Here is a 22,881-nt window from a genome sequence, read left to right as displayed (position 1 = left end):
ATATGTCAGAATATAAAAAAAATAGCCTGAGTTTAACTGGAGCTGTATCGTTAGGTACGGGAGTGATGATTGGTGCAGGAATATTTGCCTTATTAGGTCAGGTAGCAGAACTATCAGGCCAGTGGTTTCCGTATGCATTTTTGATAGGAGCCATTATCTCGGGATTCAGTGCCTATACATATGTTAAGATGTCTAATGCCTACCCCTCGGCGGGAGGAATCGCTATGTATTTAAAAAAAATATATGGGAAAAGTGCTTTGACTGCTTCGGGTGCATTGTTAATGGCTCTATCAATGGTAATTAATGAAAGTTTGGTAGCCCGAACCTTTGGCTCTTATACATTACAGCTATTTGATGTAGGAGAAAATAGTGTTTGGGTACCCATTTTGGGAGTAGTATTGTTGGTGGTAGCCTTTCTAGTCAATATCTCTGGTAACAATATTATTGGAAAGTCTTCTTTGGTTATGGCTATCCTTAAAATTGGAGGTATTGCCATATTTGCTATTGGTGGGCTTTGGGCTGCTGGCTTTTCATTCTCAGAAGTGGTTCCCTCAGAGAGCCTGACTGAAACACCTATAACAAATTATTTAGGCGCACTAGCATTATCAATTTTAGCCTACAAAGGTTTTACAACCATAACCAATAGCGGTGGAGAAATTGTAAACCCAAATAAAAATGTGGGTCGTGCCATCATCATTTCATTACTTATCTGCACAGTCGTATATATGTTGGTAGCTTTTGCAGTCTCTTCAAACCTTTCTATTGATGAAATTATAAAAGCTAAAGACTATTCCCTAGCAGAGGCGTCTAGACCTGCTTTCGGAAAATATGGCCTTTGGTTTACCGTGGGGATTGCCATTGTCGCCACTATATCAGGAGTAATCGCCAGCATTTTTGCGGTATCAAGAATGACTGCAATGCTTACCGAAAAAGAATTGATACCTCATAGACATTTCGGGATGCCGGGTAGATTACAAAAACATATGTTAGTATATACAGTGGTATTGGCATTAACGCTGACTATCCTTTTTGACCTTACACGAATAGCCTCTCTTGGGGCCATTTTTTACTTAATTATGGATATCGGTATCCATTACGGAGTATTAAGGAATATGAGAAAAGAAATTAAAGCTCGCGCCTTAGTACTCATAACAGCAATTATTTTAGATGTCGTTGTTTTGGGTGCTTTTCTGTGGATAAAAGCAAGTAGTGATTTGTTGGTTGTTATCGTGGCAGCCGCAATGATGGTATTGATTTTTTTCGGAGAGAAGTGGTTTCTTAGAAGAAACGAAAATGAAGATTAAGATGAACTATTTATAAACCTTAAAATGAAAACTATGAAAACAAAAACTACCGTTCTGATAGCAATTACTTTCATTGGAACACTTGTAAGTTGTAAATCAACCTTTAATGCAACTGAGACCTTGCGGGTCGAAGAAAATAGAAATGCCATTTATCAAGAAATCATTTCAAATCCAGTTCAATTTACAAATTTCATCAGTGAAGCCAGAAAAAATGAAGAAGCAAAAAAAATACTGATGAAAGGTCATATGGAACAAATGGAATCTGAAAATATGAAAATGATGATGGAAAAGAATCCTGATATGAAAGAGAAAATGCAATCCCATATGAAGAAAATGATGGATAAAAATCCTGAAATGATGCAAAAGATGCAAAAGATGCAATCTAAAATGCTAGAAAAGATGATGGAAAACGAAAAGGGTCGCAAGATGTTGATGGAAAAAATTCATAATAATGAAATGATGAAAAAAGAAATGAAGAAGAGGATGAAAAAAATGATGGATGAGAATCCTGATATGATGGAAAAAATGATGCAGAAAAAGAAAAAGAAGATGGAGGATAAAAAATAACTCATTGAGTGACGTAATTAAAAGCGAATGTTTAACAATAAAAGAATAGAGATATGATGATGTGGTGGTGGATAATAGGATTTGCCATTTTGGTATGGGTAATATTTCTCGTATCAGGCAGAAGAAAAAAGTAAGAATTTAACAGTCTGCAATTAAGAAGACTGCAAAGAACTGAATAACAACGAATTTTAAAATAAAAATATAACCTCTTAAAATGTAGAGCAATGGAATATTATTTCAATAAAACTTTGAAAGAAGACTTTGATAATGTAATCACAAAAGTTACAAATGAACTTAAAAATGAAGGTTTTGGTGTTCTTACTGAAATCAACGTAAATGAAACCCTTAGAGATAAACTAGGTATAGATTTCAAACGGTATCAAATTTTAGGTGCTTGTAATCCCCCATATGCACATAAGGCGCTTGAAGCTGAGGACAAGATAGGAACGATGCTTCCTTGTAATGTAATAGTTCAACAACAAAGTGATGAATTCGTTGAAGTGGCGGCAATCAACCCATTAGCTTCTATGCAGGCTGTTAACAATGAAAAACTTCATAAAGTGGCCAAGGATATCACTAGTAAGCTACAATCTGTTATTAATCGTCTTTAATAGTCTGATATGGAAAAAAATAGTCGTGATAAAAATATAGACAGTCAAAATTACAGTGATAGCCAAAGCACACAGTATTGTATTGTCAGGAGGTATGGTACTGTAACTTTTAATGAAGTGCAAAACCAAATAAAAGAAAACTTAAGAAAAGCTCAATTTGATGTTGTAGCTGAAATGGATATTTGTGAATATCTAGAGGGCTATTTTAAAGACTTGCCTCAACACTTGATTTTATTGATTTGTAATAAAAAAATTACTGCTGAACTAATTTCAAACGACATACAAATGACTACTTTAATTCCTTGTAAAATTAGTATTAAAGAGGTTGAAGATAATAGTATTATTGAGGTTTCCATTGAAGATATTGAAAAAACTTGGTCATTTTCAGAAAAGCCAGAAATAAAAAAAATAAGTGCAGAAATAAAAAAAGCACTGACCGATTTATTGGACTTTATTGGACCTAAAAATTTTAAACTTTGAATTCACTTAAATAATATACAAATGAAAACACTAATGAAAACAACAATCGCAGCTTTTGCACTTATAGCGTTTATTAGCTGCAAGGAAAAACAAACTGTAGAGATTAACACACCTGAAGAGGTAAAGACCGCAAAAGAAAACACTGCAGATGTGGCAGACCAAGGCTTTATAGACGGGATGACCGGGAAGGTATGGCACAATTACCTTGAAATCAAGATGGCGCTGGCAAAAAGCGATGAGAGTCAAGCAAAATCCATTAGCAAGGATATGGCCGCATCATTTGGTGAAGAACGAATGGAGATGAAACAGCTCGCACAACAAATGGCTGATGCTCAAGATATAGAAGAGGTAAGGGAACTTTTTGCACAGTTCACGGAAAAGGCGGGGCCTATGTTTGAAGATGCCTTATCTGAAGGAACCATATACAAAAAATACTGCCCAATGGCATTTAACAATGAAGGAGCCTATTGGTATGCAGCGGTAAAAGAAATTACCAATCCCTATTTCGGAGAGAAAATGCTGAAGTGCGGGTCGGTCAAGAAAACCATTAATAAATAAGCCTTAAATATATAATTATGAAAATGATGAAACAAAATGTAATGATTGCCGGACTGGCATTAGTTCTATTAAGTGCTACTGCCTGCAAAGACGGAAACAAAAACGAACCCGCAGCGCCTATGAGCAATGAGATGCATCAAGAATCGATGGATGATATGATGGATGATAATCCAATGAATGAAGATGATGAAATGGCAATGAACAATGGTCAAGACGCAAAAGCAGAAGCTATTTTGACCGACTATTTTAAACTTAAGGACGCTTTGGTAAATGATGATAATGCCAAAGCCAAAGAACTTGGGGCAAGCCTCGCAACAACCTTAGGAAAGCTCGATATTTCAGAATACACCGATACGCAGCAATCAGATTTAAAGGACATCGTTGAGGATGCGGTAGAACACGCAGAGCACATTTCAGAAAGCGATATAGCACACCAGCGAGAGCACTTTAAAGTATTGAGCAAGGATGTAACAGATATGGTTGCTATTACAGGAACAGAAAACACCTTGTACCAACAATTTTGCCCAATGTATGATGGCGGTAGCGCTTGGTTGAGCACGAGCAAGGACGTGAAGAATCCGTATTATGGTAGTAAAATGTTAACCTGTGGTAAAGTCCAGAAAGAAATCAACTAAATGAAGATTGTAAAAATCATAGCGGGAATTCTTTTGGTGGTGTTTGTTGTAATTCAGTTTATTCCTACAACACGTAATCAAAGCGATACCGTGCCCCAAACAGATTTTATGTTGGTGCATAAGGTTCCGGAGGCTATTCAGAAAAAGATACAGGTTTCCTGCTATGATTGTCACAGTAACAACACCCAATATCCTTGGTATAATCGAGTTCAGCCAGTTGCTTGGTTCTTGGAAGACCACATTAAAGAAGGTAAGGCAGAGTTAAATTTCAACGAATGGGATTCATTGTCAAGTCGCAGAAAGACAAGTAAATTAAGGTCTATCATCAAGCAAATTGAAAGTGGTGAGATGCCCTTGGATTCATACACCTTAATTCATAGAGACGCCAAGTTCTCGAAAGAAGAAACGGAAGAAATCATCAATTGGGTAACACAATTAAAAGACAGTTTATAAATAACCTAAAAATTAAAATTATGAAAAAGATAAAAATGAGTATAGCAGCAATGCTATTATTAACGGTTTCTTTTGCTTATGCACAGGAAAAAGATAAAATGGACCACAGCAATATGAAAATGGACCATAGTAAAATGATGGATACCAAGACTGATGCAAAGGCAGAAGTAATTTTAGATGACTATTTCAACCTAAAAGATGCCTTGGTGGCTGATGACACCAAAAAAGCGGCACAATTAGGCACTACATTAGTGGCTTCCTTAAAAGCATTTGACAGCAGTAACTATACAAAAGAACAACAAAGCGAGCTGGCAGATATTATAGAAGATGCCACCGAACACGCCGAGCATATTGCCGAAAGCGCCATAGACCACCAACGCGAACATTTTAAAACGTTAAGCAAGGATATCACGGATATGGTGGCCATTACTGGAACAAAAAATACATTGTACCAACAATTTTGCCCGATGTACGATAAAGGTAGCGCGTGGTTGAGCCAAAAGGATGAAGTGAGGAATCCGTATTACGGGAGCAAGATGCTTACGTGTGGCAAAGTACAAAAGACTATTCAATAGATTATCCCTATCCAAGAAGTCCTTTTCTTGTTCTGGTTTATTAGTTAACAGATAGTTATAGAGTTTTTGGAGAATCTAGAATAGTTTATAAGTCCTGTCGTGGGAAGGAAAAATAATTGATGGTTAGTGTTAGTTCCTTCCCAAGTCAGGCAAAAATTTAAGTCCTAATAAGAGAGAGGGCACGTATTTCTGGTTGGTTTTTAAGGCCCTTTCTCTTAATTAGGCACAATAAATTTATTGAAAAAGAAAGGTTGATTTGGTTAATAGTAGCCCGAATATGGAAGAGACGATGCATCAATTAGTGATGATGAAGCTCTTCCCTTTCCGGGCAAAATAGAGAATTATTGAAAAAGAGAAGTTTAGTGAAGATTACTTGATTTTGGGAGGTGAGCATTTCAGATTGGTTTATTGGTTAATACCAGTTCGCCTCTCATTTTCAAGTATAATCTAATAATTTTCAGTTTCATAATCTCAAGCTGAAAAATAAATAAAGTTGATGAAGGATTGCTGCAATACAAATAATGGCAAAGCGCAAAATAAAAGTCCATTAAAGAAGTGGACTAACTATATAGTGTATACTATTATTGCTGTCATAGTTATAGGAGCATTGGTGTTGCAATTATCAGGTAAAAATTAATAACCGTAACAAATGAAAACAATAAAAATCTTTTCAATTATTTTGGTCATTGCCTTTTCAGGCAGTTTCACCAATGTTTTTGCCCTAAATGAAAAACGAAACGATTCAGATAAAATTGAATTATCGACTAACATAACATCAATTGCACAATCGGATGACGTAAAAGCAGATTTTGATGCGTTTCCCAACCTGCACCCTATGGTGGTGCATTTTCCTATCGTACTGCTCATTATTGCAGTACTCTTGCAGCTCATACAGCTTTTTACATTGAATCGAACAATGGATTGGGTTATCCTCTTAATGGTAGGCTCAGGGTTTATAGGCGCATATGTAGCCAGCACTTTGGTGCATCCACATACTGCAGAATTGACCGAAATAGCCCAAAGCGTATTAGACCAACACGATAAATATGCGGAATGGACTCTATGGTCGAGCGCTCTTGCTGCGATTTTAAAAATAGTGAGTCTGTTCTGGGTTAGATTAAAGCGCGGCTTCGAAATAGCGGTTTTTTTGGTTATGGCATTTTCGGCATATTCGGTTTCTGAAGCGGGACATTATGGTTCGCAGCTGGTATATATAGAAGGAGTTGGTCCACAAGGAAAATATATCGAGACTGAAAATGAATAAGGAAAAGGCGAAAGTAACGAACATTCACATTAAACAATACCAATGAGAAAAGGATTTATTATCACGAGCATCATCTTGATTTTGGCATTAGCTGCCATAATCATTCTATATCCACTTTTGTGGTGGTTGGCTTTGATACTACTTCCAATCCTCGTTTTGGGTCTAATAGATTATTTTCAAAAATCCAATAATATAAGACGCACCTATCCTTTGCTGGGAAGAATTACCAATCTATTGGAAAAACAACGCCACGTCATTCAAGAAACGGTTTTATTGAATAGAACAGAGGGAAAACCTTTCAATTGGATACAGAAAGAAATCGTTTATAAACGTGCCGCAGACGTAGTCAAAAACCAACCTTTTGGAACGCAGATTCCGTATGACGAAGTTGGTCGCGAATGGTTTACCCATTCCACGTATCCTGCAAAGGAAATCAAAGATGATTTTAGGGTAGCCATAGGAAGTTCAAAGTGCTCAAAACCCTATTCGGCAAGCATCTTAAATCTGGCTGGGATGAGCTATGGTTCCATCAGTAAAAATGCAACGCTTGCCTTTAACGGCGGTGCAAAAATTGCAGGCTTTGCCCAAAATACTGGCGAAGGTGGATTTACCCCCTACCATCAGGAATATGGAGCCGATGTTATTTTTCAGTTTGGCACTGGATATTTCGGATGTAGGACAGAAGAAGGGAATTTCGACCCTAAAAAATTTGTGGAAATCGCATCCAATGAAGTGGTCAAAATGATTGAAATAAAAGTCTCACAGGGTGCAAAACCCGGTTTTGGGGCCATTCTTCCTGCCAAAAAAAATACCGAGGAAATTGCAAAGTACAGGGACGTAGAAAAAGGAACCGAAATTCTATCGCCACCACATCACGCTGAATTTAGTACTGATTTGGAAATGATTGCCTTTGTACAAAATTTAAGAAAGCTGTCTGGAGGAAAACCCATAGGGATTAAAATGTGCATCGGACAGAAAGACGAATTCGAACGAATGGTTCGCACTTTTGCTGAAAAGCAAAACTATCCAGATTTTGTAGCCATTGACGGCGCAGAAGGTGGTTCCGGTGCTGCACATATGGAATCGCTACATTGGGCTGGAATGCCAATAATTGAAGCCGTACATTTTGCAAACGGCATTCTTAAAAAGTATGGATTGCGAGATGAAATAAAAGTAATGGCGGCAGGAAAAATAATTTCAGCTTTTGATATCTATAGAATGTTGGCACTTGGTGCCGATGCTTGCTATAGTGCCAGAGGGATGATGTTTGCCTTGGGCTGCGTACAATCCTTAAAATGCAATCTGGATACCTGCCCTACGGGAATCACCACAATGGAACCTTCAAGGGTAGCATCATTGGTAGTAGAAGATAAAAAGACCAAAGTAGCCAACTACCATAAAAACACTATGGAAGCTTTTAAGGAGTTGCTTAAATCAATGGGAATTGATAATAGAAGGGATATCGACAAAAAGTATATAATAAGAAGAATCAATGAGAATGATACAAAGACGTATGATGAGATTTTTACAGATAATAAATAAGAATGGATAAAGAAAAAGACATAGAAACCACAAGGGCGTTTTATGGGCAACTTTTCAATAGCTCAAAGTATGTTCTATTGGTGCTGCTAATTGCTTCAGTAATCGAACTGTATGCGCTACCTACTATGGAAGGGCTTTTGGCTATAGGTATACTTCTTGCCTTAACATTACTAAAAATAGGATTTATTATAGCCTTGTCCTTTAACCAACTAATGAAGATAATTGGTCAGAGCCATCTATTGAGCCACGTACTGGTCTTGTTCGGATATCTGATTGTGTTGATAGTTTTATCGTTTGCAATAGATTACACGGCGTTACAGTTTGTGGATGCTATTCATTTTAAAATGAACAACAGTATTGGCAATGATGGACTGTCGGTAGTTTTTGATTTATCCTATTTTAGTTTGATAACATTCTCATCAGTAGGATATGGTGATATAGTCCCAATTTCCTTACCCGCGAAAATCCTGGTGGCGCTTGAAGTGGCACTGCGGTTTTTCGTCCTGGTCTTTGGTATCGCAAATGTGAATAGAATTCGAGTAAATAAATAACCTTTAAAAACTAAAAGTATGAAAACACTAAAATTAACTACGGTGGTAATGTTGCTCATAATAGCGACAAGCCCACTATTTGGACAAGATGCAAAAACAGAAAAAGAAGCAGTGCTTACAGTAATGAAAAGCTATAAGGATGCCTTACAAAACCTAACGACCGATGGTACTTTCGAATTATTTACCGAGGATTCCGAGGTTTTTGAATCGGGAGGCGTCGAGGGTACGTACAGCCACTATATAGAACATCATTTAGGACCGGAATTGGGTCACTTTGAAAAATTTGAATTTTCAGATTATGAAATCGATGTAAAGGTAGATGTACCCTATGCCTTTACTACCGAAACATACATATATACCATTGTCCTCAATCCGGACGACAAGGGAAATAGCCGGGCCATAAAGAAAAAAGGGGTAGCAACCTCAATCCTTAAAAAAATAGATGGAAAATGGAAAATAATAAAAACCCATTCATCTTCAAGAAATACTAAGTAACAACCGATGAGTAGATATATTTCAATTAGTATAGTGTTCGGTCTTCTTCTTATTACCAGTTGTAAAGAGAAGAAAACCGAGCCATTGCCGGAACAGTCGAAAGAAACAACCATAGAACAACCGCCAAAAAAAGTGTTAAGCCCCCACACCTCTGCAATGGCGACCATTGGTAATGCGCACATCCATATTGATTATTCATCGCCAGAGGTTAGGGACAGGATGATTTTTGGTGGTTTGCTGGCGTATGACCAAGTCTGGCAAGCAGGGGCACATATGGCTACGTGGATAGAGACGGATACGGATTTAGAAATAGATGGTAAGGAACTGAAAGCAGGTAAATATGGATTTTTTACCATTCCTTCAAAAGAAGAATGGACCATCATTTTAAATTCCAATTGGAACCAGCACGGAAAGGATGAATATGACGAAAAAGATGATGTAATACGATTTAAGGTGACACCGATTATTGCGGATAGCCTGAAGGAACACTTAGAATATAGTATCCATAAAATTAGTGATACTGAAGGTGACATAACATTAGCTTGGGAAAAAGTTAAAGTAGTAATTCCATTCAAAGTAAAATAGCAAGATATGGTCAACCAAAGCTCAATGATAAAGAAATTAAAAACAGGTGTATCATCAAAGAATGAAAAACTAATACAGTTTAAACCGTGAACGAATTTTTAAAACAATGGGGCGAAGCCGCCTATACGACCACCGGATTTTTCTGGATGGCGCTTTGGGCGTTCATTTTGGGATATATCATCAGTAGTATGATACAGATTTTCGTGACCGAAAAGCGGATGCAAAAAACAATGGGCGAAAACGAAGGCAAAAGTGTGCTTTTGGGCACGTTTTTCGGCTTTATAAGTAGCTCGTGCAGTTTTTCGGCTTTGGCAGGTACAAAATCCATTTTTAAGAAAGGGGCAAGTTTTGTGTCTTCCATTGCCTTTCTGTTGGCATCGACCAATCTCGTCATAGAATTGGGGATTATCATTTCCATATTCTTAGGATGGCAGTTTGTGGTTGGCGAATATGTAGGTGGTATTCTCTTGATTGGTATTTCGTGGATTCTGATACGACTCATCAATCCTAAAAAACTCATCGAAAAAGCCCGTAAGAATCTCGAAAATGAAGATGATGATGAGATGGACGGTTCCAAAGATTGGAAGAAACAAATCAAGAACGAAGACAGTTGGGCGCGTGTTGCCAAAAAATATAAGATGGAATGGCAAATGGTCTGGAAGGATGTAACCGTAGGTTTTACCGTTGCGGGTATTACAGCGGCTTTTGTGCCAGATTCGTTCTTTCAGACCTTATTCATCAATAGCGGTCAAGGCAATACAGATTTTACTTTTCTCGAAATTCTGGAACATATCGTGGTCGGTCCAGTTGCCGCATTTTTGACTTTTATCGGTTCAATGGGTAACATTCCGTTAGCAGCGTTACTATTCGGAAAAGGCGTGAGTTTTGCTGGCGTAATGGCCTTTATTTTTAGCGATTTGGTGGTTTTTCCAGTACTGAGAATCAATGCAAAGTATTATGGTTGGAAAATGTCATTGTTCATCACGTTTTTATTGTTTACAGCATTAATTGGTACGGCATTGGCACTTCATTATGGATTTGATTTATTGAATATGCTACCAGATTCATCACAGGTGAAGATTCAGGATAGCGAATTTTTCAAGATTGATTATACCTTTTTCTTGAACGTTGCTTTTCTCATCATTTCGGCCTATCTCGTTTATCTGGGTTTTTTCAAGAAAAAAGATGTAGAACATTCAATGAGCGAGATGGCACCCAAGAGTCCATTGTTGGAAAGTGTTTTAAAATATGCAGCCTTCATCTGTTATATATGGCTCGCGGGAGGACTGACTGCAAAATTTTTAGTGAACTAAAATTAGTGGCTATGAAAACATTCGATACCCTTTCCCAAACAATGACCCACTTGCAAAAGCAAGGTTATACCTACGATTTTAATTTATGTTCGGGACACATTGAATGTAATGCGCTAAAGCTAAAATTACATCCAGAGGATTTCGATGTAGATGAGATGCATCGTTTTGAAGGAATGAGCAGTACCGATGACAACAGCGTTCTTTACGCTATTTCATCAAAAAATGGAATTAAAGGATTATTGGTCGATGCCTATGGTGTCTATGCAGAGAATATTTCTGAAGCAATGCGAAAAAAATTAAGATAAAATGAAACATACCTATCACATACACGGAATGACCTGCAAAGGTTGCCAGAATCACGTCGAAAAAATACTTTCCAATGTAGCGGGAGTAACCAGTGCATCGGTCAATTTGGAAAAAGCAGAAGCCACCATCGAAATGGAATCTCACATTCCTATCGAGACTTTTCAAAAGGTATTAAATGATGACGGCGGTACGTATTCTATCCACAAACCGGGCGAGCATCATCATAAAGATGATTCCGCTTCCGCGAAAGCGAAAAAACCACAACCCAAAGGCAAAGGAACAGGAACCTTCTACTGTCCAATGCATTGCGAAGGAGATAAAACCTACGACAAGCCAGGCGACTGTCCTGTCTGCGGAATGGATTTAGTCGAGGAACAAAATTTAACCGCCACCACTTCCGAGCAATGGACCTGCCCTATGCACCCTGAAGTTGTTAAAGACGGACCTGGAGACTGCCCTATTTGTGGGATGGACCTGGTGCCGATGGAACCAGACCTATCGGCAGAAGAAAAGACCTATAAAAAATTACTTAAAAAATTCTGGATAGCGGTTGTCTTTACGTTGCCTATATTCTTTATAGCAATGTCAGAAATGCTGTCAAACAATCCCTTGGAAAGTATTCTCGAAATAAAATACTGGAACTGGGCTCAGTTTGTGCTTTCCCTTCCCGTGGTTTTCTATGCTACGTGGATGTTCTTTGAACGTGCGTATCGCAGTATTGTCACCTGGAACCTAAATATGTTTACGCTCATTGGCATAGGTACTGGAGTGGCTTGGGTTTTTAGTGTTTTCGGGATGCTGTTTCCGCAGCTTTTCCCCCAAGACTTTTTAACCGAATCAGGAACTGTATTTGTTTATTTTGAGGCGACCACAGTTATTTTAACGCTGGTGCTACTCGGCCAGGTACTTGAGGCCCGTGCGCACAGTAAGACCAATTCTGCGGTCAAGGAACTCTTAAAACTTGCGCCCAATAAAGCCATTAAGGTAGTCAATGGAAATGAAGAAGAAGTTTCCATCGACCAGATAGAGAAAGGAGATATACTACGGGTGAAGCCAGGAGATAAAATTCCTGTTGACGGCAGAATTACCGAAGGCGAAACTACTGTAGATGAATCGATGATATCGGGGGAGCCCATTCCAGTTAATAAAGCCGAAGATGATAAAGTAAGTAGCGGTACCATAAACGGCAACCAGTCGTTCTTGATGGAGGCCGAAAAGGTTGGTAGCGAAACCTTGCTTTCCCAAATCATACATATGGTAAACGATGCCAGTCGCAGTCGTGCGCCCATCCAAAAATTGGCCGATACGGTTTCAGGCTATTTTGTGCCAGTAGTCATATTTATTGCGGTCATAACCTTTATCGTTTGGGCAATCTGGGGTCCGGAACCCGCTTATGTCTATGGGTTTGTGAATGCCATTGCCGTACTGATAATCGCCTGCCCCTGCGCCTTGGGGTTGGCCACACCTATGTCCGTTATGGTTGGCGTTGGTAAAGGAGCACAAAATGGTGTGCTAATCAAGAATGCCGAAGCTCTGGAAAAAATGGACAAGGTGGACACCCTTATCGTGGATAAGACTGGAACCATTACTGAAGGAAAACCTACGGTTGAGAAAATTGGGTCTTTTGATGAATCTCGCTTTCGCGAAAGCGAAATTCTGCATTTTATTGCATCCCTAAACAGTTCCAGCGAGCATCCGCTTGCCGAAGCTACTGTGAAATACGGAAAGCAACAGAATGTTGAACTATCAAAAACCGAAAACTTTAGCGCAGTAACAGGAAAAGGCGTAGAGGGAACAGTTGATGGAAAGAAGCTCGATTTAGGAAACGATAAAATGATGGAATATGCTAAGGCAACAATTTCATCTGCTATGAAAGATGAAGCACAATCCTTTCAAAAACAAGGGAAAACCGTTTCGTATTTAGCTATTGATGGTAAGGTTTCAGGCTATGTCGTGATAGGCGACAAAATCAAGAAAACAAGCGCCAAGGCCATCAAGGAATTACAGGACAAGGGGATTGCCGTGATAATGCTCACGGGCGATAACCACGATACAGCACAGGCCGTAGCATCAGAGCTAAACCTTGCTGACTTTAAAGCCAGTATGTTACCTGAAAATAAGTTGCAGGAAGTTGAAAAATTGCAGAATGAAGGGAAGGTGGTCGCAATGGCAGGTGATGGCATCAATGATGCACCAGCACTGGCAAAAAGTAATGTGGGAATCGCTATGGGGACAGGTACAGATGTAGCCATAGAAAGTGCGATGATAACCTTGGTAAAAGGTGATTTGTACGGTATCGTAAAAGCTAAAAATTTAAGCCATATGGTTATGCGAAATATCAAGCAGAATCTCTTTTTCGCTTTCATCTATAATACCTTAGGTGTGCCCATTGCGGCTGGAGTCCTATTTCCGTTTTTCGGTTTGTTATTATCACCTATGATTGCAGCTTTGGCAATGAGTTTTAGTTCCGTATCGGTTATTGCAAATGCCTTACGATTACGTACCAAAAAAATCGATAGCTAATGGTCAATAGAAAAACAGCAAAATGGATTCGAAAAGCCCACCGCTACTTGGGTATCTTCCTGGGTATTCAGTTCCTGATGTGGACGATTAGCGGGATGTATTTTAGCTGGACGGATATTGACGAGATACACGGCGACCATTTCAAAAAAGAGATTCCTGAACAAACTGCATTTTCAGGTTTGGTGGGAAGTTCTCAACTAAATATTCAGGAACCTATTAAGTCATTAGAATTACTTGAAATAGCGGATGCGCCCTATTATTGGATTAATGAGACTGTGCTTTATAATGCACTTACAGGAACAAAGAAAGACGAGCTCACAGAACAAGAAGCAATCAAAGTGTCAGAACGCTATATGTTGGCAGATTTAGAATTTGACCAAATACGAAGAATTGAATCTGTTGGCGACCACCACGAGTACCGCGGACGACCATTACCTGCTTATGAGATTTCATATAAAACCGATGAAAATTTAAAAGCCTACGTGGCGATTGAGAATGGTGCTTTTCAAACAGTACGTCATCGCGATTGGCGCTGGTTCGATTTTTTATGGATGACCCACACAATGGATTATCAGGGAAGGGATAACTTCAACACTATTGTTTTAAGAGCTTTTTCACTGTTAGGCTTGATAACAGTATTGAGTGGCTTTATCCTTTGGTATATTTCATCACCAACTCTTAGAAAATTAATTAAAAACAATCGTAAATAAGTAACATTAAAATCAACTATTATGGAAAATTCAATGGAAAACAAAAAGAAAAATCAATACACAAAATTTGTAGGAATGCTCGCTGCATCCTTCGTGGCTATGTACATCACAATGTACCTAAACACTTATGAGTGGGACCACGTATGGTTCAGCCTAACCCGCTTTTATATGGTCTGTTTAGGGATTGCAGCGATGGCCATTATTATGTTTGTTGCAATGCGCGGGATGTACAAAAACAAGAAAAAGAATATCGCAATTGTTTTAGGAAGTATAGTATTGTTTGTAAGTGCTTTGACCTTGGTGCGTGAACAAAAATCAACTGTGGGCGATGTGCTCTGGATGAAAGCAATGATACCGCACCATTCAATAGCAATTTTAACAAGTAAAAGAGCAGATATCAAAGACCCTGAAGCTAAAAAATTGGCAGAAGAAATTATTGAGGCACAATTACGGGAAATCGCACAGATGAAAAAAATAATTTACAGATTAGAAAACGAAAAAGAGGAATAGTACGAGTACTAATTTCTATAAAATTATTATTATGAAAAAGAACATTATTTATATAAGTATTGCAGTTATCGCAGGCTTATTGGCAGGGTATCTCATATTCGGAAATTCGGGAAGAGAACGAAATGCTGTTAAGGATTTATCCGATATGTCAGATACCCACGACCATTCCGGCGAGTCGGAAAACCAAATGTGGACCTGCTCAATGCACCCACAGATTATGCAGCCCGAACCAGGTGACTGCCCTATATGTGGAATGGACTTGATTCCTGCCGAATCTGGTGCAGATGGCCTTGCAATGAATGAGATTAAAATGACAGAGAACGCAATGGCGCTGGCAAATATCCAAACTTCTGTTGTTGGTAAAGGACAAATAGGAAGCAATTCCCTTAAATTATCTGGTAAGATAAAAGCCAATGAAGAGTCTAATGCAGTACAGGTCACCTATTTTGGAGGAAGAATCGAAAAACTATACGTAAATTCTACAGGAGAGCGTGTTCGCGCAGGGCAGCGCTTGGCAACGATTTATTCACCAGATTTGGTTGCGGCACAGCAGGAGTTGCTTACCGCTTCATCCTTGAAAGAGTCGCAGGCGGAATTGTATAAGGCTGTTAAAAATAAACTTAAACTTTGGAAGCTTTCAGAAAAGCAAATAAACGCTATAGAAGCTGCTGGAAAAGTACAAGAGAATTTCCCTGTTTTTGCAACCGTATCGGGCACGGTTACTTATAAAATGGTTGAAGAAGGCGACTATGTTAAACAGGGTCAACCCTTGTACAAAATAGCGAATCTAAATACTGTTTGGGCAGAATTTGATGCTTATGAAAACCAGATTGCATCCCTAAAAGAAGGGCAAAACATAAAAGTAACCACCAATGCTTATCGCAACGAAGTATTCGACGCCAAAGTCTCGTTTATTGACCCATTATTAAACTCTGCGACAAGAACTGTAGTTGTGAGAGCGGTTTTACCAAATAAGAAAGACCTCTTTAAGCCAGGAATGTTTGTAGAAGGAACAATCGAGGGCACTCAAACAAGCGCAGAAAATACCGTTTCAATACCTACCACGGCCGTTATGTGGACAGGTGAGCGCTCTGTAGTCTATGTAAAGACCAAGCCTGATGTTCCTGTTTTTGAGATGAGAGAAGTTCGGTTGGGTAACGCTACTGGTGATAGTTATACTATCCTCGAAGGTCTTAAAATCGGAGATGAAGTGGTAACCAACGGAACATTTACCGTAGATGCCGCTGCACAATTACAAGGTAAAAAAAGTATGATGAATGCATCAGGAGGTAAAACGATGACAGGTCACGAAGGACATCTGGGAATGCAAGAAGGTAGCTTTGGAGAAAATGCAGATAAAACCAATCATTCTCAAATGAAAGAAAGAATTGAAGTTTCTAACAAATTTCAGAATCAGTTAAAACAGGTTTTTGATGATTATATCCTTTTAAAAGATGCTTTGGTAAAGGATGAGGCTAAAAGCGCTCAACAAGTAGCAAAGCAAATAGACCAATCCTTGAAAAAAGTGGATATGAAGTTATTATCCGGTGAAGAAGCACATAACCATTGGATGACCATTCAGAAAGAACTGAAGAAATCTGCCAATGCTATAGAAAAAAGTTCAGATATAGCAAATCAAAGAGTGCATTTCAAGCATCTCTCTGCCCATATGATAAGTGGCGTACAGCTCTTTGGTGTAAATGAAACAGTGTATAGTGAATTTTGCCCTATGGCAGATAATAATAATGGTGCTTTCTGGTTGAGCTTAGAAAAAGAAATTCGCAATCCGTACTACGGTGAGGCAATGCTAAAGTGTGGTGAGGTAAGGCAGACAATTGAATAAAATATTTTGGATTAATTAAGTAATCCTTGTCGTATAAAGAAGTACGATGATGAGTGAAAGCAGAAGAAATAGAAGAAAGGAAAAAAGAAAAACTTCCAAAAGCGAAATCTCTAGGAAAGATAAAGTTATTGGCATACTAGCGATGGCAGCCATTTTTATGGCTGCAGTAATCGCAATAATATTAATGAATCTTGGTTTTTTCAAACATTTGTTTGAATGATAAAAAATATCCTACATATAAAAAATATGGTTTGCCCGCGATGCATATCATCTGTTTCACGAATCTTAGATGATATGAATATTTCCTATCGTACAATAAAGTTGGGCGAAGTACAATTGGACGCTCAACTTGAAAATGAGGAAAGGGCAGTCTTATCCAAAAAATTAAATGAAGAAGGCTTCAGTATTATAAACAATCGTAAAGCACAACTCATTGAAAGAATGAAAAACTTGGTTGTAAAAACCATTCACCATTCCAATGAAGGTAAAGACGTTATTTGGGCTAAGCTCATAAGCAATGAATTTCACCTGGATTATAAATATTTAAGTTCATTATTCTCATCTGTTGAAGGTATAACTTTAGAGCAGTTCATCATCAATCAAAAGATTGAGCGCGTAAAAGAACTAATAGTTTATGATGAATTAATTTTAAGTGAGATAGCTTTTAAGTTAAACTATAGTAGTGTTGCTTATTTAAGCAATCAGTTTAAAAAGCTGACAGGAATGACCCCTTCAAAATTTAAGAAGAGTACGAATCAAAATCGCAAATCTTTGGATGAGATTTGATAAAAAGTTCCATTAGAATAAGGGATTTCTTGTTTGTAAGCTCAAGGAAAGTGTACGCTAAAGCCCACATCATTAAGGCTAAAAGAGCTTTATTTCTTAAACACTCTACCGTAAACCTAAAATAATTCAAAATAAATTTGGAGACCACTCCTATGCCAACCCCATCTTTGTCGTGTAATTAATTTTAATCATTAAAATCCTAAAAAGATGAATCGACAAATTGAAGTATTCACGGCTGGATGTCCAGTATGTGAACCAGTAGTAAAAATGGTAAAAGAAATGGCTTGCGACTCTTGTGAAGTTACTGTTTATAATACAGTTGAACAATGTGACGAAAAAGTCTGTGTTGACAAAATGAAAGAGTACAACATCAATTCCCTGCCTGCAGTTGCTGTAAACGGCAAATTACTTTCTTGCTGTAAAAACAGAGGAGTAAATAAAGATGAATTAATCGCTGCTGGAGTTGGAAAGGCAATCTAAAAAGAAGTTGCTAAATTTAACATCAATACATTCCAAACGCTGTACACATCGTTTGGAATGTATTTAATTGAAGTCATTATGCTGCCAAAAGATTTAACAAAGGACCTTAAAGACCGTTTAAAGAGTATCAACGGACAAGTGGAAGGGATTATAAAAATGCTTGATAAAAGTGATAATCCTGCTCAAATTCTCAATCAGTTTAAAGCGGTCAATAAAGGTTTTGAAAAAGCCCAATATCTGCTTTTAGATGAAGTGTTCAGAAAGACATTAGCTATTAAAATTGCAGAAGCATTGGAAACTTGTCCAGGCAATTGCGGTCAAGAGGAAAAAATTGCAACCATAAGACAGCAGTTTCCAAACTTAAATCTTTACGAGCTTACTGATAAGATGGAAGAAATTGAATCCATTTATGAATTTCTACAAACAAATACAGAGAAAAATATGCAAACTATAACACTAAAAATTGACAATATGGTGTGTCAAGGATGTGCTGAAAAAATAACGGACATTTTAAAAGAATTAGAAGGAACAAAAAAGATAAAAACTAAAGTGATTAAGAAATTGGTACAAGTTGAATTTAATCCAGACAAGATAAATGAATCAGAAATAGAAACTGTCCTAACCAAATCAGGATATCAACCCAAAAAAGCAGTTATATGAAAACCATTTTCAATTCTTCACTATTGCTACTGTATATGGTTCTTTTAGGTTGTGCTGAAAACATTAATGAAAATAAGCAAACTGACATAAATCAAGCTGATAACGTTTCTGTTGAAATTTCTATTGAAGGAATGAGCTGTATGTCTTGCGTAGCAAATGTGAAAAAGACACTTTCTGATTTGAACGGTATAAAGGAAGTAAAAGTTAGCCTTGAAAACAAAAATGCAACACTACAATACAATCCAAATATCATTCCAATAGACAAGATAAAGCAATCCATTAATGAAATTGGTTATAATGCGGGAACTGTGAAAACATTATCTCAATGAATTTGGAGCAATTTTTAAATGAATTTACAGCTGCATTTCAAGACGGCTCAATTTTAAGTTTAGGAATAGCTTTTGTGGCAGGGTTGATTTCAAGTGGCGTTTGTCCTTGCACGTTACCTGTTGGACTTGGGTTTGCAGGTTATATTGGTAGTACTTCTGTGCGAGAATCAAAAACAGGCTTTGCAGTAACGTTTTCATTTTTTATCGGCATAGTATTTTGTTTGACATTATTAGGGGCAATTGCAGGCTATTCTGGAATTTTCTTGACCGAAATATTTGGCAAATATTGGGCTGTAAGTATGGCAATAATATCGTTAATCGCAGCAGGAATTGCATTTTACGGACCATATTTACGTGTAAAACACCTTGAATCATTACGAAAACCAGGAATTGGTGGTTCATTCATTTATGGATTTATATTTAGTTTAGGTACAGCAGCCGCACCTTTATTGCTCTTATTGTCTTTTGCAGTTGCAAAAGCGAATTTAATATATGGTCTACTTCTCGCCTTGTGCTTTGGTATTGGAAGAGGACTTCCTTTTTTGGTTGTAGGTCTTTTTTCAAGTTCTGTTTCAAAACTTGCCAAATTGTCTTGGTTGAGAAAAAGTATTCAAATAATGAGTGCCCTCGCTCTTCTATATTTAAGTTTCTATTTCTTTAGGATCTTCAGCTTTTATCTATAATTAGTTTTCACCCACAAGATGTAAATAACACAAAACACCAAAAATTTCTCTAATGCTTAAAAACTATATATTTAAGTATTTGCTTAAATACGTAATTAATTATACCTTTGTTCGTCTAAATAGTTATTATGAAAATGGAAATTTCTTGTACGAGAGCTGAAGCTGACCATAAGCAGTTACTAAACTGCAAAACGGTCATTGATGGTATGACCAATGATTTCGATAAAATAACAAAACTACTGTCCATTTCCGGTAATGAGGTACGTTTAAAAATTCTATTTCTCTTAAATATGGAAAAAGAACTGTGCCCTTGTGATCTTGCCGACATTTTAGGTATGAGTGTTCCCGCGGTTTCACAGCATATACGAAAAATGAAAGATGCAGATATTATAAGCTCAAGGCGAGAAGGGCAGACCTTATACTATTCATTGAACGAGGATGAGACGGATATTCTGGATAGTATTTTTAAGTCAATTCAATTAAAAAGAAAAACAGCATAAATTTTTAATAATGAGTACCGTAAAAACATCGAAAAATGCAGCTTATACAGGTTTGTTTGCTGCTGTAGCCGCATCATCTTGTTGCATACCACCAGTTATTGCATTAATTGCCGGCGTTGGGGGAAGTGCATCCGCTTTATCTTGGATGGAATCCTTTCGACCCTATTTAATTGGTATCGCTGTCATAGCAATTGGTTATGCGTGGTATGATTATCTAAAACCGAAAAAAGCAGAGGATTGTTGTGAAGTGGATGCAAAGCCAAAGTGGTTTCAAACTAAAGGTTTTTTAATTGGTATTACGCTATTTGCGGCTATATCCATAAGTTTTCCATATTACGCTCACATCTTTTATCTGGATAACAAGAAAGAAGTGCTTATAGTCAATCAATCCAATATCCATACGATAAATTTTGATATAAAAGGGATGACTTGTGCAAGTTGCGAAGAGCACGTCAACCACGAAGTAAACAAGCTCGACGGAATTGTAACCTCAAAAGTGTCCTACGAAAACGGGAATGCTATCATTGAATTTGACCAAACCAAAACGAATGAAACGGAAATCGAGAAAGCAATCAATTCAACAGGCTATAAAGTAACCGACAAAAAACAAACCAATTAGTATGAAAGAATATGATGTATTTATAATTGGTTCGGGAATGGCGGGAATGACCATCGCCAATAAGTGCGCCTCAAAAGGCCTGAAAGTCGGAATCACAGATGAATTACCGTATGGTGGTACTTGTGCTTTGAGAGGTTGTGACCCAAAAAAAGTAATTATTGGCGCTACTGAAATTCGAGATTTTGCCAAAAGGCTTAAAGGTAATGGCATTGATACCATACCTAAAGTAAATTGGAAGGACATAATGGCCTTTAAACAAACCTTTGTGAATGAAATGCCACCAAAAATTGAAAAAGGATATAAAAAGAATGGCATAGACACCTTTCATAGTTCAGCAAAATTTCTATCAGATGACACATTAGAGGTTGGAAACGACAAAGTAAAGGCCAACAAAATTGTAATTGCATCAGGTTCAAAGCCAAGGGTTTTAGAATTCGAAGGCGGTCATTTCGCCAAATCCAGTACCGATTTCTTGAATTTAGAAAAATTACCAAAATCATTATTATTCATCGGTGGTGGCTATATCGCCTTTGAGTTTGCACATATTGCAGCTCGATGTGGAGCAGAAGTTACTATTGTTCATCGTGGAGAAAATCCCTTGGAAAATTTTGAACAGGATATTGTAAAACATCTTGTTTCTGCCACAAAAGAGTTAGGTATAAAACTCATCCTTAATACAGATGTTACCGCTATTGAGAAAGTGGATAGCCAGTATCGAGTGAAAGGTAAATCCGCAGAGAAAACAGAATATTTTGAAGCTGAAGCTGTTTTTAATTCTGCCGGAAGACCACCAGCAATATTCGATTTGAATTTAGACAAAGCCAACATAAAGTTTACTAAAAAAGGTGTTACGGTAAACGAATACCTTCAAAGTACTTCAAACCCTCATATTTATGCAGCGGGCGATGCAGCAGATTCAGAAGGATTGCCATTAACGCCAGTTGCAGTTTTGGAAGGTCATACGGTTGCTTCAAATATTATTAAAGGCAATTATAAAGAAATAAGTTATCCACCAATGCCAACGGTAGTTTTTACATTGCCTACTATGGCTTCCGTTGGATATACTGAAACGAAAGCGAAAGAACTGAATTACAATATTCGGATAAATTATAAAGAGGTTGGCAATTGGTTCAATGCTAAACGCTTGAATGTTGAAGAATATGCGTTCAAAACTATAATTGACGAAGAAACTCAAACAATTTTGGGAGCGCATTTAATTGGACCACATACAGAAGAAACAATAAATCTCTTTGCAATGGCCATAAAAACAAAGATGAAGGTTAATGATATTAGAACAATGATTTTCTCATATCCAACATTGAGTTCAGATATCACTTATATGCTATAAAATATAATAAAAAATGAAATATAAAATATGTCCTACGTGTAGCTGTTCATTGGTTCGATTGGGAATAAAAAGTATTCCTAACTTAACTTTGAATTATAAAGCTTCAGATTATTATTTCTGTTGTAAAGGTTGTGTAGAAAAGTTTAAAAATAATGAAGATTACTATCTCGAAGAAATTAAAAATCTCATTATATGCCCAACTTGCCTTTCAGAAAAGCCTAAGAGTCAATCTATAAATAGTATTTACGATAAAAAATATTTTTGGTTTTGCAGATGCCCACACTGTATTACAGAATTTAACAAAAAACCTGAATATTATGTTGATAGATTAAAAGAAGTATTACCATATGAGGGTGTCTTCAACAATTCTTGTTGTAATAATTCAACTTTATAAAATTTACTATGGAATTAAAATCAGAGATTACTTGTCCAAACTGCCAACATAAAAAAGTAGAAGAAATGCCAATAAACGCCTGTCAGTTTTTCTACGAATGCGAGAATTGTAAAATAGTTCTAAAACCAAAGGAAGGAGATTGCTGTGTATATTGCTCTTATGGAACAATTGCCTGTCCATCTATTCAGGAAGAAAGGGGATGTTGCTGATAAATTTTGAGACTATCCTACCTATTAACAACAATCAATTGTACCTTA

29 protein-coding genes are annotated in these 22,881 nt (G+C 37.3%); all 29 read left to right on the top strand.

From position 1 onward, the window contains the following. Positions 1-2 precede the first annotated feature (2 nt). The 29 genes from ACJRPK_RS03870 to ACJRPK_RS03730 all read left to right on the top strand — a co-directional run bounded on the left by ACJRPK_RS03870 (position 3) and on the right by ACJRPK_RS03730 (position 22,833). A complete protein-coding gene (locus tag ACJRPK_RS03870) occupies positions 3-1,304 on the top strand; it encodes an APC family permease (protein WP_407138510.1) in 1,302 nt (433 codons plus the stop codon). Between the two features lie 33 nt (positions 1,305-1,337). Beyond that, entirely contained in the window at positions 1,338-1,871 is a 534-nt protein-coding gene (locus ACJRPK_RS03865) for a hypothetical protein (protein ID WP_407138509.1), read from the top strand. 224 nt (positions 1,872-2,095) lie between these two features. Next, complete coding sequence (locus ACJRPK_RS03860) at positions 2,096-2,482, top strand: DUF302 domain-containing protein (protein ID WP_099647752.1); 387 nt, start codon at positions 2,096-2,098, stop codon at positions 2,480-2,482. Between the two features lie 9 nt (positions 2,483-2,491). Continuing rightward, complete coding sequence (locus ACJRPK_RS03855; RefSeq protein ID WP_099647751.1) at positions 2,492-2,962, top strand: DUF302 domain-containing protein; 471 nt, start codon at positions 2,492-2,494, stop codon at positions 2,960-2,962. Between the two features lie 21 nt (positions 2,963-2,983). Beyond that, the gene (locus tag ACJRPK_RS03850; protein WP_407138508.1) at positions 2,984-3,520 is read left to right on the top strand and encodes a DUF3347 domain-containing protein; all 537 of its coding nucleotides are present in this window, start codon (positions 2,984-2,986) and stop codon (positions 3,518-3,520) included. A gap of 17 nt (positions 3,521-3,537) precedes the next feature. Continuing rightward, the gene (locus tag ACJRPK_RS03845; RefSeq protein ID WP_407138507.1) at positions 3,538-4,155 is read left to right on the top strand and encodes a DUF3347 domain-containing protein; all 618 of its coding nucleotides are present in this window, start codon (positions 3,538-3,540) and stop codon (positions 4,153-4,155) included. Beyond that, positions 4,156-4,608: a heme-binding domain-containing protein gene (locus tag ACJRPK_RS03840; protein ID WP_041495854.1), complete on the top strand. Its 453-nt coding sequence runs from the start codon at positions 4,156-4,158 to the stop codon at positions 4,606-4,608. Between the two features lie 20 nt (positions 4,609-4,628). Then, positions 4,629-5,183: a DUF3347 domain-containing protein gene (locus ACJRPK_RS03835; protein WP_407138506.1), complete on the top strand. Its 555-nt coding sequence runs from the start codon at positions 4,629-4,631 to the stop codon at positions 5,181-5,183. Positions 5,184-5,862: 679 nt separating this feature from the next. Further along, positions 5,863-6,447 (top strand): DUF2231 domain-containing protein, encoded by a 585-nt coding sequence (locus ACJRPK_RS03830; RefSeq protein WP_407138505.1) that lies wholly within the window; start codon positions 5,863-5,865, stop codon positions 6,445-6,447. 42 nt (positions 6,448-6,489) lie between these two features. Next, positions 6,490-7,989, top strand: a complete 1,500-nt coding sequence (locus ACJRPK_RS03825; RefSeq protein ID WP_407138504.1) for an FMN-binding glutamate synthase family protein — start codon at positions 6,490-6,492, stop codon at positions 7,987-7,989. A gap of 2 nt (positions 7,990-7,991) precedes the next feature. Further along, entirely contained in the window at positions 7,992-8,540 is a 549-nt protein-coding gene (locus tag ACJRPK_RS03820) for an ion channel (protein WP_041495856.1), read from the top strand. Positions 8,541-8,558: 18 nt separating this feature from the next. Continuing rightward, the gene (locus ACJRPK_RS03815) at positions 8,559-9,035 is read left to right on the top strand and encodes a DUF4440 domain-containing protein (protein ID WP_041495858.1); all 477 of its coding nucleotides are present in this window, start codon (positions 8,559-8,561) and stop codon (positions 9,033-9,035) included. A 6-nt stretch (positions 9,036-9,041) separates the two neighbouring features. Further along, complete coding sequence (locus ACJRPK_RS03810; protein WP_407138503.1) at positions 9,042-9,620, top strand: DUF2911 domain-containing protein; 579 nt, start codon at positions 9,042-9,044, stop codon at positions 9,618-9,620. A gap of 86 nt (positions 9,621-9,706) precedes the next feature. Continuing rightward, the gene (locus tag ACJRPK_RS03805) at positions 9,707-10,933 is read left to right on the top strand and encodes a permease (RefSeq protein ID WP_286814361.1); all 1,227 of its coding nucleotides are present in this window, start codon (positions 9,707-9,709) and stop codon (positions 10,931-10,933) included. An 11-nt stretch (positions 10,934-10,944) separates the two neighbouring features. Beyond that, positions 10,945-11,238 carry a phosphoribosylpyrophosphate synthetase gene (locus ACJRPK_RS03800; protein WP_094997524.1) on the top strand — a complete coding sequence of 98 codons (294 nt, stop codon included), beginning with the start codon at positions 10,945-10,947 and terminating at the stop codon, positions 11,236-11,238. A 1-nt stretch (position 11,239) separates the two neighbouring features. Further along, the gene (locus ACJRPK_RS03795; protein WP_407138502.1) at positions 11,240-13,762 is read left to right on the top strand and encodes a heavy metal translocating P-type ATPase; all 2,523 of its coding nucleotides are present in this window, start codon (positions 11,240-11,242) and stop codon (positions 13,760-13,762) included. After that, positions 13,762-14,472: a PepSY domain-containing protein gene (locus tag ACJRPK_RS03790; protein ID WP_034260690.1), complete on the top strand. Its 711-nt coding sequence runs from the start codon at positions 13,762-13,764 to the stop codon at positions 14,470-14,472. Before ACJRPK_RS03795 ends, ACJRPK_RS03790 begins: the two co-directional genes overlap by 1 nt. 21 nt (positions 14,473-14,493) lie before the next feature. Next, complete coding sequence (locus ACJRPK_RS03785; protein WP_034260688.1) at positions 14,494-14,982, top strand: DUF305 domain-containing protein; 489 nt, start codon at positions 14,494-14,496, stop codon at positions 14,980-14,982. Between the two features lie 31 nt (positions 14,983-15,013). After that, positions 15,014-16,825, top strand: a complete 1,812-nt coding sequence (locus tag ACJRPK_RS03780) for an efflux RND transporter periplasmic adaptor subunit (protein ID WP_407138501.1) — start codon at positions 15,014-15,016, stop codon at positions 16,823-16,825. A gap of 46 nt (positions 16,826-16,871) precedes the next feature. Next, positions 16,872-17,045 (top strand): hypothetical protein, encoded by a 174-nt coding sequence (locus ACJRPK_RS03775; RefSeq protein ID WP_189319491.1) that lies wholly within the window; start codon positions 16,872-16,874, stop codon positions 17,043-17,045. After that, positions 17,045-17,611: a helix-turn-helix domain-containing protein gene (locus tag ACJRPK_RS03770; RefSeq protein WP_407138818.1), complete on the top strand. Its 567-nt coding sequence runs from the start codon at positions 17,045-17,047 to the stop codon at positions 17,609-17,611. The genes ACJRPK_RS03775 and ACJRPK_RS03770 overlap by 1 nt, the downstream gene beginning before the upstream one ends. Before the next feature lie 207 nt (positions 17,612-17,818). Beyond that, positions 17,819-18,091: a thioredoxin family protein gene (locus tag ACJRPK_RS03765; RefSeq protein ID WP_099647740.1), complete on the top strand. Its 273-nt coding sequence runs from the start codon at positions 17,819-17,821 to the stop codon at positions 18,089-18,091. Between the two features lie 78 nt (positions 18,092-18,169). Next, positions 18,170-18,751: a metal-sensing transcriptional repressor gene (locus ACJRPK_RS03760; RefSeq protein WP_407138500.1), complete on the top strand. Its 582-nt coding sequence runs from the start codon at positions 18,170-18,172 to the stop codon at positions 18,749-18,751. After that, complete coding sequence (locus ACJRPK_RS03755) at positions 18,748-19,080, top strand: heavy-metal-associated domain-containing protein (RefSeq protein ID WP_407138499.1); 333 nt, start codon at positions 18,748-18,750, stop codon at positions 19,078-19,080. Before ACJRPK_RS03760 ends, ACJRPK_RS03755 begins: the two co-directional genes overlap by 4 nt. Further along, positions 19,077-19,763, top strand: coding sequence for a cytochrome c biogenesis CcdA family protein (locus ACJRPK_RS03750; protein ID WP_407138498.1), 687 nt, complete (start codon positions 19,077-19,079; stop codon positions 19,761-19,763). Before ACJRPK_RS03755 ends, ACJRPK_RS03750 begins: the two co-directional genes overlap by 4 nt. Before the next feature lie 128 nt (positions 19,764-19,891). After that, complete coding sequence (locus tag ACJRPK_RS03745) at positions 19,892-20,263, top strand: metalloregulator ArsR/SmtB family transcription factor (RefSeq protein WP_407138497.1); 372 nt, start codon at positions 19,892-19,894, stop codon at positions 20,261-20,263. Between the two features lie 10 nt (positions 20,264-20,273). Next, positions 20,274-20,882: a mercuric transport protein MerTP gene (gene merTP, locus ACJRPK_RS03740; protein WP_407138496.1), complete on the top strand. Its 609-nt coding sequence runs from the start codon at positions 20,274-20,276 to the stop codon at positions 20,880-20,882. Between the two features lies 1 nt (position 20,883). After that, positions 20,884-22,230 carry a dihydrolipoyl dehydrogenase family protein gene (locus ACJRPK_RS03735; RefSeq protein ID WP_407138495.1) on the top strand — a complete coding sequence of 449 codons (1,347 nt, stop codon included), beginning with the start codon at positions 20,884-20,886 and terminating at the stop codon, positions 22,228-22,230. A 402-nt stretch (positions 22,231-22,632) separates the two neighbouring features. After that, positions 22,633-22,833: a GDCCVxC domain-containing (seleno)protein gene (locus ACJRPK_RS03730; protein WP_407138494.1), complete on the top strand. Its 201-nt coding sequence runs from the start codon at positions 22,633-22,635 to the stop codon at positions 22,831-22,833. The last annotated feature ends 48 nt before the right edge of the window (positions 22,834-22,881 follow it).

It is taken from the genome of Aquimarina sp. 2-A2, assembly GCF_045505135.1.
Classification (GTDB): domain Bacteria; phylum Bacteroidota; class Bacteroidia; order Flavobacteriales; family Flavobacteriaceae; genus Aquimarina; species Aquimarina intermedia.
The sequence above is the reverse complement of the archived record's forward strand: the minus strand, read 5'-3'. Positions and strand labels throughout refer to the sequence as shown.

Bases quoted from the DNA above. Each gene is read 5' to 3' on its own strand.
- ACJRPK_RS03870 (WP_407138510.1), top strand. From the start codon at position 3: ATGTCAGAATATAAAAAAAATAGCCTGAGTTTAACTGGAGCTGTATCG.
- ACJRPK_RS03865 (WP_407138509.1), top strand. From the start codon at position 1,338: ATGAAAACAAAAACTACCGTTCTGATAGCAATTACTTTCATTGGAACA.
- ACJRPK_RS03860 (WP_099647752.1), top strand. From the start codon at position 2,096: ATGGAATATTATTTCAATAAAACTTTGAAAGAAGACTTTGATAATGTA.
- ACJRPK_RS03855 (WP_099647751.1), top strand. From the start codon at position 2,492: ATGGAAAAAAATAGTCGTGATAAAAATATAGACAGTCAAAATTACAGT.
- ACJRPK_RS03850 (WP_407138508.1), top strand. From the start codon at position 2,984: ATGAAAACACTAATGAAAACAACAATCGCAGCTTTTGCACTTATAGCG.
- ACJRPK_RS03845 (WP_407138507.1), top strand. From the start codon at position 3,538: ATGAAAATGATGAAACAAAATGTAATGATTGCCGGACTGGCATTAGTT.
- ACJRPK_RS03840 (WP_041495854.1), top strand. From the start codon at position 4,156: ATGAAGATTGTAAAAATCATAGCGGGAATTCTTTTGGTGGTGTTTGTT.
- ACJRPK_RS03835 (WP_407138506.1), top strand. From the start codon at position 4,629: ATGAAAAAGATAAAAATGAGTATAGCAGCAATGCTATTATTAACGGTT.
- ACJRPK_RS03825 (WP_407138504.1), top strand. From the start codon at position 6,490: ATGAGAAAAGGATTTATTATCACGAGCATCATCTTGATTTTGGCATTA.
- ACJRPK_RS03820 (WP_041495856.1), top strand. From the start codon at position 7,992: ATGGATAAAGAAAAAGACATAGAAACCACAAGGGCGTTTTATGGGCAA.
- ACJRPK_RS03815 (WP_041495858.1), top strand. From the start codon at position 8,559: ATGAAAACACTAAAATTAACTACGGTGGTAATGTTGCTCATAATAGCG.
- ACJRPK_RS03810 (WP_407138503.1), top strand. From the start codon at position 9,042: ATGAGTAGATATATTTCAATTAGTATAGTGTTCGGTCTTCTTCTTATT.
- ACJRPK_RS03800 (WP_094997524.1), top strand. From the start codon at position 10,945: ATGAAAACATTCGATACCCTTTCCCAAACAATGACCCACTTGCAAAAG.
- ACJRPK_RS03795 (WP_407138502.1), top strand. From the start codon at position 11,240: ATGAAACATACCTATCACATACACGGAATGACCTGCAAAGGTTGCCAG.
- ACJRPK_RS03790 (WP_034260690.1), top strand. From the start codon at position 13,762: ATGGTCAATAGAAAAACAGCAAAATGGATTCGAAAAGCCCACCGCTAC.
- ACJRPK_RS03785 (WP_034260688.1), top strand. From the start codon at position 14,494: ATGGAAAATTCAATGGAAAACAAAAAGAAAAATCAATACACAAAATTT.
- ACJRPK_RS03780 (WP_407138501.1), top strand. From the start codon at position 15,014: ATGAAAAAGAACATTATTTATATAAGTATTGCAGTTATCGCAGGCTTA.
- ACJRPK_RS03775 (WP_189319491.1), top strand. From the start codon at position 16,872: ATGATGAGTGAAAGCAGAAGAAATAGAAGAAAGGAAAAAAGAAAAACT.
- ACJRPK_RS03765 (WP_099647740.1), top strand. From the start codon at position 17,819: ATGAATCGACAAATTGAAGTATTCACGGCTGGATGTCCAGTATGTGAA.
- ACJRPK_RS03760 (WP_407138500.1), top strand. From the start codon at position 18,170: ATGCTGCCAAAAGATTTAACAAAGGACCTTAAAGACCGTTTAAAGAGT.
- ACJRPK_RS03755 (WP_407138499.1), top strand. From the start codon at position 18,748: ATGAAAACCATTTTCAATTCTTCACTATTGCTACTGTATATGGTTCTT.
- ACJRPK_RS03750 (WP_407138498.1), top strand. From the start codon at position 19,077: ATGAATTTGGAGCAATTTTTAAATGAATTTACAGCTGCATTTCAAGAC.
- ACJRPK_RS03745 (WP_407138497.1), top strand. From the start codon at position 19,892: ATGAAAATGGAAATTTCTTGTACGAGAGCTGAAGCTGACCATAAGCAG.
- merTP (WP_407138496.1), top strand. From the start codon at position 20,274: ATGAGTACCGTAAAAACATCGAAAAATGCAGCTTATACAGGTTTGTTT.
- ACJRPK_RS03735 (WP_407138495.1), top strand. From the start codon at position 20,884: ATGAAAGAATATGATGTATTTATAATTGGTTCGGGAATGGCGGGAATG.
- ACJRPK_RS03730 (WP_407138494.1), top strand. From the start codon at position 22,633: ATGGAATTAAAATCAGAGATTACTTGTCCAAACTGCCAACATAAAAAA.